7 protein-coding genes and 1 pseudogene are annotated in these 11174 nt (G+C 37.2%); 4 read left to right on the top strand and 4 right to left on the bottom strand.

Annotated elements, in window-relative coordinates; all coding sequences use genetic code 11:
* The 4 genes and pseudogenes from tilS to lepA form a co-directional block, all read left to right on the top strand.
* Positions 1-382: tRNA lysidine(34) synthetase TilS (gene tilS, locus ACKI5B_RS01650; protein ID WP_407425213.1), on the top strand; the 382-nt coding region annotated here is incomplete at its 5' end.
* A 37-nt stretch (positions 383-419) separates the two neighbouring features.
* Positions 420-2552 (top strand): hypothetical protein, encoded by a 2133-nt coding sequence (locus ACKI5B_RS01645; protein ID WP_407425212.1) that lies wholly within the window; start codon positions 420-422, stop codon positions 2550-2552.
* Between the two features lie 36 nt (positions 2553-2588).
* Positions 2589-4211 carry a S1C family serine protease gene (locus ACKI5B_RS01640; RefSeq protein WP_407425211.1) on the top strand — a complete coding sequence of 541 codons (1623 nt, stop codon included), beginning with the start codon at positions 2589-2591 and terminating at the stop codon, positions 4209-4211.
* Between the two features lie 38 nt (positions 4212-4249).
* Positions 4250-6052 (top strand): annotated as a pseudogene (gene lepA / locus ACKI5B_RS01635) (translation elongation factor 4).
* Positions 6053-6115: 63 nt separating this feature from the next.
* Here the strand turns inward: lepA and ACKI5B_RS01630 are convergent.
* The 4 genes from ACKI5B_RS01630 to ACKI5B_RS01615 form a co-directional block, all read right to left on the bottom strand.
* Positions 6116-7846 carry a 6-hydroxymethylpterin diphosphokinase MptE-like protein gene (locus tag ACKI5B_RS01630; RefSeq protein WP_407425210.1) on the bottom strand — a complete coding sequence of 577 codons (1731 nt, stop codon included), beginning with the start codon at positions 7844-7846 and terminating at the stop codon, positions 6116-6118.
* An 18-nt stretch (positions 7847-7864) separates the two neighbouring features.
* The gene (locus ACKI5B_RS01625; RefSeq protein ID WP_407425209.1) at positions 7865-9349 is read right to left on the bottom strand and encodes a peptidylprolyl isomerase; all 1485 of its coding nucleotides are present in this window, start codon (positions 9347-9349) and stop codon (positions 7865-7867) included.
* Positions 9350-9391: 42 nt separating this feature from the next.
* Positions 9392-10003: a 3'-5' exonuclease gene (locus ACKI5B_RS01620; protein WP_407425208.1), complete on the bottom strand. Its 612-nt coding sequence runs from the start codon at positions 10001-10003 to the stop codon at positions 9392-9394.
* A 2-nt stretch (positions 10004-10005) separates the two neighbouring features.
* Positions 10006-11174: phospho-sugar mutase (locus tag ACKI5B_RS01615; RefSeq protein WP_407425207.1), on the bottom strand; the 1169-nt coding region annotated here is incomplete at its 5' end.

Below are 11174 nucleotides of genomic sequence, written 5' to 3'. Positions count from 1 at the left end.
TAAACTTGATAAGGAAAACCTTATATTTGTGCTGAATGAAAGTTCCTCTTCTGAAGAAGAAACGGAAAGTGGTTTTTATTTTTTTGTAAATGACAAAGATGAGCTTTCTGATGTAACAGAAAAATTAAATATTAAAACTTTTCCGGTGAATAAAATTAATTTTCCGTGCATAGTTCGCAGCTTTGTTTACGGGGATAAAATAAAAACAGCAGAAGGGAAATATAAATCTCTTTCTCAAATTTTTTCTGACTGGAAAATTCCTGAAAAAATCAGGGGAAAAATACCTGTAATCGAAGAAGTTTTTCCTGAATTAAAAGAAATGCCACAAATAAAAGCACTTATTGCCGAATCTTTTGGATTTAAGAATTGGATTGTAGAATAAGCTAAATTATGATAAAATAAGGAAAAGGGTTTATTTGATGTTAAAAAAGACAGTTTCATATATTTTTATTTCTGCAGTTTACGCAGCTTTTACTTTTGCTTCTCCAGTAAATTCAGCTTCCTCTGCAAACCGCAGGACTGCTATCCGGTACCTTCAGCTTTCAAAACAGTTTGCTTCAGAAAAGTTATGGTCTGAAGCGGATTCGAACGCAAAAATGGGGCTTGCTTATGATGATAAAATTGCTGATTTATGGTATCTGCGTGCAGTTTCACAGATGAATCTTGGTGAAAAAAAGTATGCCGTTCTGCCGCTTGTTGTGACTGCTTTGACTGAAGCTGAATGGGTTGATTATAACAGGGATGGAGCAAGAATTCTTTATGCAGATATTTTGTGTACTACCCGTCAGTATACTCAGTCTCTTTCTGTTCTTGATTCTTCTCCTTTTATTTATTCTGCAGATGCTGAGTATATCCGTGCAAAAAATTATTATTGCCTCGGTGATGAAGAAAATCTAAAAAAAGCGCGGAGCCGGATTGATTCGGCCCGTCGTGTATATCCTGCAGATGAAAGATTTGCAGAACTCTTTTATTCTCATGAATATCAGATTTTTAGAAAAACTGAACAAAAATATTCAGATTTATCTGATGATGTCCGCTCTCTGGCAGATGCTTTTGCTCTGACTGTGCCTCTTTATAAAAATGCAAAAAATGACTTAGAGATTTTTGCTGCAATTTTTTCATCTGACGAAAAACCTCCGAAAGGGGATTCTAAAAAGGTGAGAATGTTAAAGGCTTTCAATTCAAAAGGTTTTACTTCACCGCTTTATGCTATTGAAGCATTAAAATCAGGTCTTTTAACTGAAGATTCTGCCCTCGATTATTTTTATAAATTTTCTGATTTAAAAATTGAGCTTTCTGTTCTGGAAGATTTTGCAGCACTTTTAAAAGGTGAAGAAGTTAAAAAAGAGTTTTCTGAATATTTAAATTCTTATAACGGAACAGTTGTTTTTGATACTGATGGTGATTTAATTTCAAATATGACTGTTATATACAAACGAGGAAGACCTGAGTCAATTTTCTATGATGAAAATCAGGATGATGAAAATGAATGGACCAGTATATGTGACTTTGGTGTCCCGCAGAAAATTTCTATGTCAGAAAATGCACTTGAACTTGAATATTCTTCATGGCCGTATATTTCTTTTGCAAACTATAAAATGGAAAGCCTTCACTCAGACTTAAGAATTTCTCTGATTGCAGAAACCCTTGAATGGACTCCTTTTAATGTTGCAGCAGATATTTCCATTAAAAATTCATTGAATTTTGAATTTTTTATTCCTGTTATTCTTTCGGAAACTGAAAAAAAATCAGTTTCCAGTCAAAAGCTTATAAAAGCTGCCTTAAGTTATTCAATTCCTTCAAAAGAACGTGAAGGTGCTGTAATTCAGGTTAGTCTTTTAAATGGAGTTGCACAGATAGCCGGTTATTCTGTTGGTGATAAAATTTATGCAATGGCTCAGTTTGAAAACGGAATTCCGGTTTCAAGAAAAGTTGACATTAACGGAGACGGGCTTTTTGAAACAACGGAGTTTTATGGATTTACAACGGATCAGGATCAGAAGTTTATTTCGACAAATGACGAACTTCAGATAATGACAAATCTTTTTGGCTCAGCGGCGAGTGGAAGCGGTTTTTATCTCAAAAAAATTACTGTGGATCAGAATGGAGATACAGTTCCTGATTTTATTGAAGAGTATCTTCCTGCATCCGAAGGGAATAAAATTCCCGGTAAAATCTCTTCGTGGGATACAAATGGTGATGGAGTTTGGGATGTTCAGTATGTAAAGCAGCCTTCATCAGTTGATGGAAAAGTGCGTGAAGAAGCAAAATTCTTTCAGCCTTTTACAAATATGCTTGTTACTGTATATTCTGAGGATTCAGTTCCTGTTTCAGTTCAGAGAGGAACTGAAATTTTATCAGTTGTAAAAGGAAATTCTAAAAATTTCTACTGGATTTCAAATACCGGAACACAAAAAAATGAAGAAAATATAATAAAAGAAATTAACCAAACTGCAGAGCAGGGTGTTTCTATAGTGGTCGAGAGTGATAAAAAAAGATTTCTTGCTGTCAGAATCGAAAAAAATATTTTCGGCATGGAAATCCAGAATTAAACGGAAATATTAAAATTGAAAACTGAAACATTTAGGATGAAAAAAAATATAAAACTGGCTTTTCTACTGCTGTCTTCAATGCTTGCACTTACAGGATGTACTTCAGTAAAAGATCCGGAAGCAATTTATTCAGAAATTGACTACACTCAGGAAGATGCCCGCCGTGAAGAGCGTAAAAGGATTATGGATTTAGTTGATAAGAATCCGGTTCAGGCTTTGTGGCGTGCAAATCTTTTAGGTGATGAACAGACCGTTTCTGACTGTGAAAAAAAAGTTATCGAAGAATATAATCTATCAGTTGAAAAATCAGACTGGTTTAATGCTGCAAGAATACAAAAATCATTGGAAACAGTAAAATCTCCGGCTCTTTCAAATCTTTCTAAGCCTGCTTCAGAGGTTTACTCTCTTTCTAAAAAAGTTCCTGGCTTAAGCTCTGAAAAAAATCCTTCAACAAAGAAAGTTTCTGAATATATAAGCGGAACTGTAACAATCTGGGTTGATAAAGGCATAAAGGTTCAGAACGGAATGGGATATGCTGACCGGGTTATCGGTTCCGGTTTTTTTATTTCAAAAGACGGTTACATTGTTACGAATCATCATGTTATTGCCGATCTTGTTGATAAAAAGTCTGAAGGCTTTTCCCGCCTCTTTATAAAACTTGCTGAAGACAGCGATACGCGCATTCCTGCAAAAGTAATCGGTTATGATTCAGAAATTGATCTGGCACTTATTAAAACTGAAGTTGATGCACCTTTTGTATTTAATCTCGGCTCCAGTACAGATCTGGATGCCGGTGATAAAATTTATGCCATTGGTTCACCAGTAGGACTGGAAAGAACACTTACAAGCGGAATTGTGAGTGCAACTGACAGAAAATTATTTACACTTGGTTCTGTTATGCAGATTGATGCAGCTGTAAACCAGGGAAATTCCGGCGGGCCGTGTATTGATTCTAACGGAAATGTACAGGCGGTAGTTTTTGCCGGTATGCTCCAGTATGAAGGCTTGAATTTTGCAATTCCTGTTGAATATTTAAAATCACTTTTGCCTGCTCTTTATTCCGGTGGAAAGGTTTTGCACCCCTGGATTGGCTGTTTTGGTCATACAAAAAAAGAAATGGGAAAAGATACAGGGCTTGAAGTCCAGTACGTTTTTCCTGGAAGCAGTGCAAGCCGTACAAAAATTCTTGAAGGTGATGTAATTATTGAACTGAATGGTGAAAAAATTACAACTCTTGAAAATATGCAGAATGTTTTAATGAAACTTCCTGCAAAATCAATAGTAAAAATTAAATACCGCCGTTCAGAATCTGAAGTTTATGAATCTGATATTTATCTTGGGGCAAGACCTGAAAATCCCGGGTATAATATTTATAAAGGTGATATAATTGCAAAATCTTTTGTTCCGATTTTTGGAATGAAACTTATTGCAGTTTCAACTTCAAGCAGCAGAAAATATTCAATTGAGCAGATTATAAAAGGATCCATAGCTGATGAATCTGGATTTTCTGAAAATGATCCGATTGAAATCAGAAATATAAGGCTAAGTGACGATAATTCTGTCATTTATGCAGAAATCTATGCTAAAAACCGGAAAAAAGGGTATCTTGACGGTGTAATGGCTATAGGTTCTCAGCTGGACAGCCCTTATTATTTTTAAATTCTGAGTAAAAATCAGAAATTATAATGGAGTAAATTATGACAGAAATGAAATACAAGCGCAATTTTTGTATTGTAGCGCATATTGACCACGGAAAATCGACTCTCGCAGACAGACTTATCCAGAAAGCTCAGATTATCGACGACCGGCAGATGATGAATCAAATTCTCGATAATATGGATATTGAACGGGAGCGTGGAATTACAATTAAAAGCCAGGCAGTTACAATTCCATACCGTGCAAAAGACGGACACGATTACGAGCTTAATTTCGTCGACACTCCGGGACACGTCGATTTTTCTTATGAAGTCAGCCGTGCGATTGCTTCGTGCGAAGGTGCCCTTCTTTTGATTGACGCTTCACAGGGCGTTGAAAGCCAGACAGTTTCAAATCTTTACATGGCAATGGAGCAGGATTTAACTATCGTTCCTGTAATTAATAAAATTGACCTCCCAAGTGCAGATTTACCGAGTGTAAAGCATCAGATTGACCATGATTTAGGTTTGGACTCAGAAGATGCAGTTCCTGTAAGTGCAAAAACAGGTGAAGGAATCGATGATTTAATGGAAGCCATTGTTACTAAATTTCCTGCTCCTACAGGAGATCCGAACGGTAAGGCTCAGGCGTAGATTTTTGACTGTCATTACGATGAATATCGTGGTGTTATCATACACATACGTGTTAAAGAAGGCAGAATCAAAAAAGGCGATGTAATCCGCTTTATGTCTAATAATGCTGACTACAGGGTTGAACAGATTGGTATTTTTAAAATCAATTATGAAGAAACCCCATATCTTGAAGCCGGTGATGTTGGATATATTATTTCAGGAGTAAAAACTGTAAGCGATGTACGTGTTGGTGATACAGTTACATTAGCTTCTGATCCTGCTTCAGAACCTTTAGGTGGTTTTAAAGAAGTTAAACCTGTTGTCTTTTCATCGATTTATCCGATTGATTCAAACGATTATGAAGAACTTAAAGAGAGCATGGAAAAGCTTAAATTAAACGATGCCTCTCTTATTTATGAAAAAGACAATTCTCTGGCTCTTGGTAACGGATTCAGGTGTGGATTTTTAGGACTTTTACATCTTGAAATTATTCAGGAACGGCTTGAAAGAGATTATGATCAGGCTGTTATCTTTACGGCACCAAGTGTTCAGTACAAAATCAAGCTTACAAACGGTACTGAACAGATTATTGATAACCCAACCGAGTTCCCGGAAACAAAAATTCAGGAGTCATGGGAACCGTACATTCGTGCTTCGATTATCACACCGACAGATTATATAGGCGCTATTATGAATTTGTGCACAGAAAAGCGCGGTGTTCAAAAAAATATGACTTATCTCGATGAAAAGCGGGTTGAACTTATTTATGAAATGCCGCTTGCTGAAGTTTTGTTTGATTTTTACGATAAACTTAAAAGCTATAGCCGTGGTTATGCTTCATTTGATTATGAACTCACTGATTATCAGCAGACAGAACTTGTTAAAGTTGACATTCTTTTAAATGGAAAACCTGTAGATGCTTTAAGTCAGCTTGCTTATAAGCCGGAAGCTGCCCTTCGTGCAAAAAAAGTATGTGAACGCCTAAAGGGAGAAATCAGCCGTCAACAGTTTAAAATTGCAATTCAGGGCGCAATAGGAAGTCAGATTATAGCACGTGAAACCGTAAATCCTGTGCGAAAGGATGTTCTTGCCAAATGTTACGGCGGCGACGTTACCCGAAAACGAAAGCTCCTCGAAAAGCAGAAGGAAGGCAAAAAGAAGATGAAGATGATAGGAAACGTCGAACTTCCGCAAAGCGCATTCCTTGCTGTTCTTAAAGAAAAAGAAGAGTAGACGCGGATATAACGGATTTGACGGATATCATGGATTTATGTTTAAAATATCCGTTGCATCCGTTTAATCCGTAGCATCTGTTTTTAATTCGTTTTTAATATCTTTCAAAAAGAAATCAATCTGGCTTCTTACGCGTTTTAAGAAGCTTATGTCTTTTGTGTTGCATTTGTAGCCGTCCGGGAAATGTAAATACAGGTATTCCCTTGGTGCTATAAGTGACTGAAGTTCTTCTTCAAGTGAGCACGAGCAGCAGGCAACATCTTTTCCAAACATTAAAAGTTCTTTAATGCGGTTCAGCGCTTTTTCTTCGGCTTCAAGAAATGATAAAATATCAGGTGTTTTTATAATCTCTAATCCTTGTAAATTTGAAAAATCCATGGTTTCTTTTTTAACAGTCGTTTTTAAATATGCTGTAAGTTTTTCAGAAGAGATTTCCGGAATTGAAAGAAAGAGCCCCTGTTTTCCTGCATCATAAAGATTTGGACTGCCTGAAAAAACATCTGTAAAGCTTTTTGCATAGCCTGTAAGTGCCGTGTCTGTATAAACAGGAATATTGTTTTTTCCTGTAATTAGTTTTGCTTCTGTTTTAAACGCTGCGGTGTAGTTTTCTTGAGAGTGAAGCCTGTCTGAGCTGCAGAGCCGTGCGATGTGAGCCGGTGTATTATTTGCATGGGTTCTGCCACATGAAAAAGAAAAATCAAGCCCGCTGAAAAAGACTGGTATATTTTTATTTTTCCTGAGAAGAAGTGCAAGCTGTACTGCTGTAAGTCCGACTGAGCCAAGCGGCGGAAAAAGCGGCGGAAAAAAAGTTTCATGTGATAATTTTCTTAAAAACTGAGCATCTGTGTATTTTGAAGCAAAATAAGCTGTGTTTTTAGAATGACGTGTAACCGCTTTTCTTGATGTTATATCTGCGATTAGAAGTGAATTTTTTGCAGTATTACCGATGTAAGCCTTTTCTATTGCAAGCTGACTTTCAACTGCAACTATTGCATCGATTTTAATATTGTGTGCCTTTAAGGAAGTGGCTGCAGCATCAACTGCTATAATAAAGCATTTATGAATTTCAGATTTAGGGATATTATTAAGTGTTTCTTCAATGCTTTCGCCTGCACCAAATACAAAAATCGGGCTGGATATAGAGTTAATGATTTTTCTTAAATCAAGGCTTTGAGGTAAATTTGAAAGGTTTTTGAATAAATTTTTTGAAAAAAGACGGCCAAGCCTTGTGAGTGTGATTCTGTTTTTCCAGAATGAAGCAATTGTGTTTTGCGTAAGGGAAGCAAATTTAATGTATTTTTCTTTTTCAAACTGAGTTCCTGCGCTCATTTCAACTGGAAGTGCACGGCGAAAATTAGAAATATGAGGAAGAAGTTGTAAAGTTTCTTTTTTTGCAGGAAATTCTTCTCCGCTTAAAATATTTACTATGTAATCGTTTAATTCAAAAGGCAGAATTGCAGTTTGTGAACGTAATTTTTCATTAGAAATGTTATCTTTTTTATTTTGAAGTTTTTCAAGTTCTGTTTTTGAAAAATCATAGAGTTTTTTGTCAAATTCTACTCCGAGGATAAAACAGTTTTCCGGTAATTTTTGCAGTAGTGAAGAAAGGCCAAGCCAGAGGACAGGGGAAAAAGCAAGAATCAGTGTATTTGGAAGAATTTCTAAAGAACTTACAGTACCTTCAATCGCACGTTCAGGTGAGTATTTTGAATAGAGAAAACGTCCTTTATAAGAAACAGAAAAGCCCCGCCCGGCTTCCACCAGACAGGGCTTTTCTTGGAATTGAACTTCCAAATTATGAATCCTTATTAACTATTTATTCATAAAATTGTTGATATATGTATTTGCTACATTATTTTCAACTTTTTTGCTTGAAAGCAAAGCACTCTGTGCTCCGTTTTCATCATAATTTTTAGAATCAGAAGTAACTTTAGCAAGTCTTTCATCATCAGATTTTGTGTTCTGGATTTCTTTTAACTGGAATACAGAAATATAATTTCCAAGAGTTACAGGTTCAGAAATATCATTTACTTTCATTGAGAAGACTGTTGTAAGGAAATCTTCGTTTGTACCTGCACTTGCAAAAGCTTTTGCTTCACCGGCATCGATTTTGTCTGCGATAGATACATCGCCGTAGTTAAGCGGGAAAGCAGAAATTGAAATAACTTCGATACCAGCTTTTTTAGCTGCGGCATTAAATCCGTCAATTTTAGCATTTGCAATGAATGTTTTTGCCTTTTCTGTAAAATATTCATCGATTAAAGTCTGTTTATTTGCTTTGATATAAGATTTTACAGCATCGAATGTTTCTGTTTCTTCGATATTTGCAGATCTTTTATCACCTGTATTTTTATAAATTGAATAACCTGTATTTGTTTTAATGATTTCGCTTAAAGAATCCTTTTCGAGAGCTGTGATTTTTTCGAAATCAGCTTCATTTTCAAGATTTTCTTTAATCTGGTATGCGAAGTTTTCTTTAACTTTTCCGTCACCGTCTGTGTAATACTTTTCTGAATATTCTGATACGGCATCTTCAAAGGTAATTTCGCTGTTGTTAATCTGGCCGAGTAATTTTTTTGCCTGTGATTCATCTTTTACTGTAATCATTGAAAGTGAATATGTGTCGAAAAGTGAAAGGTTTTCTGAAGCGAAAGCTTTGATTTCTGAATCAGGATAGTCAGCTTTATCAAATGATACTGTGTCGATTGAGCGCTTTTCTTCGTTTAGAGATGAAAGAAAGCTGGTTTCTGCACTGCTTGATTTTAAGCCATAAAATTTGTAATCACCAAGTGTTTCACTTGAACCGAATGTATCATCTGAAAAACGCTGGTATGTAAGCTGATTTGAAATGCCGTTTTTCAGTGATTCTTTATCTGAATTAGAGATTCTGCTTAAAGTCTGTGCATCTAAGGTTCCGTTTGAATCTAAGAAATAAGGCAGCATTGTAATGGAAACAAGTTTTTCACTTGGTGCATAGCCTGATTTTTTAACTGAATCTTTATATGCCATAGACTGAACTGCAGAATTAAATGCATAACTGTAGATATAAAAATAGCTGTTCTGGTCAAGTTCCTGCCCCTGCTGCTGGAAATATTCTGTGTATCTCTGAACATAGTTTGCAAAGTCTGTGTTTGGAGCAAGAACAACTTCTTTGCCGTTATATTTACCAAATGAAATTCCGTTGCCTTCACCAGTAACAGCACGAATCAATTCTGTGCCTACTCCGAATACAACAAAACAGATTACTGAGAGAATGAGGATGATTACAGAACCAATCCACAACATTTTGTTTTTCATATATTTTTCCTTTATTTAAAGATAATAATGACAAATATTTTATCATTGTGAGGCACTGCTGTCAATTATTGGCTTTTGTCTGTCAATTGAGTCATTAATACAATGGATAAATATTTCCATACAGACCCTTGCGTCATCTAAAGCCCGGTGAGCACTTTTTACTTCGACATTCAGCTGTTTTGCTAAGAACTGCAGGGCCCAGTGTTCATTTTCAGGGTAAGTCCATCTTGAAAAGCGGAGTGTGTCAATTGCTTTGTTGTAAAGTTTTTCTCTGCCTGTCCGCTCCAGTTCCGCGTTCACAAAACGCAAGTCGAACTGTGCATTATGGGCAATTATAATTGAATCTTCGCCTAAAAAAGAAAGAAAATCTTCTGCAATTTCAGAAAACTCTTTTTGGCCATAAACCATTTTGTTCGTGATTCCGGTAAGTTCCTGACAAAATTGAGGAATCAGGACGCGGGGATTTACCAGGGTTGAAAAAGTGCCGATTACGCCGTCTGCATCAAACTTGACCGCCCCGATTTCAATGATACGCTCCTCAGTGGGTTTAAGCCCGGTAGTCTCGGTATCAAGCGCACAAAAAACAGCCCCGCTTTCGAGGAGCCGTTTCATGCGCCTGTAATCAGTCATCAGGTGAAGATGTGATTTAGCCAATTTTATGCTTTAGAGAGAAGGTCTTTGATATCGGCAGTGATTGCGTCGCAGACTTTGCCGCTTTCCTCACGCGCCTTGTCAAGACCATTTGCAGAATCAGTTCGCGCATTGATGTAGAACTTGATTTTAGGCTCTGTACCAGACGGACGTGCAGAAACGATTGTGCCGCCTTCGAGAACAAACTGAAGAACGTTTGATTTTGGAAGTTTGATTTCTGTTTTTGCACCTGGATTTTCAGGATTGTATGAAACTGAGTTTCCAATATCGCGGATTTCAAGAACTTTCTTTCCGCCGAGAGTTTTTACACCTTCTGTACGGAGACGGGTCATGATGCCGGCCATAACTTCTTTTCCGGCACTTCCCGGGAAGTTCTGAGAAATTGCGCGGTCCTCAAAGAAACCGTATTCTTTGTACATGTCGTCGAGGTGCTCAAGGATTGATTTACCTTTTGAAGCCCAGTAGAGTGTCATTTCAGCACACATTGCTGCTGCAGAAACGCCGTCTTTATCCATAACTTCTTTTTCGATTTTGTAGCCGTAGCTTTCTTCAAGACCGTAAACGTAAGTTTCGTTACCAGCTTTTTCGAATTCATCTTCTACAGCAGCAATCCACTTAAAGCCTGTTAAACATTCATGCATTTTAACGCCGTAGTTCTTACAGATGTAATCACAGAATGGAGAAGTTACGATAGATCTGATTACAGCACCGTCTGAAGGGAGTTTTCCGAGTTCTTTTCGTGAAAGAAGTACATATTCACAGAGAAGGGCTCCCATCTGGTTTCCTGAAACGAGAACAAATTTTCCGTCTGGTCCTGGGAATGCGGTTCCGAAGCGGTCTGCATCCGGGTCAGTTGCCATTACACAGTCAGCCTTTTCTTTTTCGCCGAGCTCAACTGCCATTTTAAGAGCAGGAGCTTCTTCCGGGTTCGGTTTTTCGACTGTTGGGAATGCTCCGTCAGGCTCTCTCTGCTCTGGAACTGTGATGACTTTGAGTCCCAAATCTCCGAGAACCTTTTCGACATGCATTGCACCTGTACCGTGCAACGGTGTGTAGACGATTTTTACAGAAGAAGCCTTTTCTTTGATTAGCTCTGGGCGGAAAAGCTGTGCTTTACACATTGCCCAGAATTTTTCGTCGATTTCTTTATCGATGAGAACGAGTTTTCCGCTCT

Origin of the sequence: Treponema sp. (assembly GCF_045657965.1) — a bacterium.
In the GTDB taxonomy this organism is placed as follows: Bacteria; Spirochaetota; Spirochaetia; order Treponematales; family Treponemataceae; genus Treponema_D.
Note: the sequence above shows the minus strand (reverse complement) of the source record. Positions and strands in the feature narration are given on the sequence as shown.

Bases quoted from the DNA above. Each gene is read 5' to 3' on its own strand.
- ACKI5B_RS01645 (WP_407425212.1), top strand. From the start codon at position 420: ATGTTAAAAAAGACAGTTTCATATATTTTTATTTCTGCAGTTTACGCA.
- ACKI5B_RS01640 (WP_407425211.1), top strand. From the start codon at position 2,589: ATGAAAAAAAATATAAAACTGGCTTTTCTACTGCTGTCTTCAATGCTT.
- ACKI5B_RS01625 (WP_407425209.1), bottom strand. From the start codon at position 9,349: ATGAAAAACAAAATGTTGTGGATTGGTTCTGTAATCATCCTCATTCTC.